At 48.5% G+C, this 676-nt stretch carries 1 pseudogene; it reads right to left on the bottom strand.

The annotated features are described in order from the left end of the window. Positions 1 to 676: pseudogene (locus AC1PJ9_RS03720) on the bottom strand (hypothetical protein); the annotation flags it as partial.

The following is a 676-nucleotide window of genomic DNA, read 5'->3' as shown; positions in this document are numbered from 1 at the left end:
CTGTTGCCCAAGGCATCAGTCTTGTTGTTGCTTGATGTGCTTAATGCATCAAGCTGACCTTTGTTTACTGCATCGGTTGCTGCTGTACCCGCACCAACATTGGTAACTTTCTCACCATTGGCATCCAGTCCGTTCGCTGTCAGCTTCCCTGCAAACACAGGCGCATCGGCAAGTTGAATGTCAACGGTATTGCCACTGATGACCGTCTTCACATTCGAGTTCGAGCCAGATGCTGTCAGGCCACCTGTGATATTCAGGGTTTCACCCAATTTACGGTCAACACTGCCGCTGTTACCCGCAAAGGTAATCGGTTTAACCACTTCATTGTTCAGGTTAGTTAAGGCATCACCGACATTGTTGGCATTAACTGTTGTACCGTCAGTTTTAGTGGTGACATAAGTTGGTGAGCTTACTGCACCTGTAGTGCTGTCATAGCTTGCGCCACCGCCCAGATTATTGGCTGTGCTGTTGCCCAAGGCATCAGTCTTGTTATTGCTTGAGGTACTTAATGCATCAAGCTGGCCTTTGTTTACTGCATCAGTAGCATTGGTGCCTGCTGCTACGTTACTGATTGTGTTGCCTGCAGCATCAATACCAGTCTTGGTCACACTTGGTCCACCAGTGATGGTTAAACCATTCGTATCCAGCTTGCTGTCCCCTGCCGTTACACTGTCAA

It is taken from the genome of Acinetobacter sp. 70_2, assembly GCF_056736115.1.
This window is presented reverse-complemented; position numbering and strand designations above follow the sequence as displayed.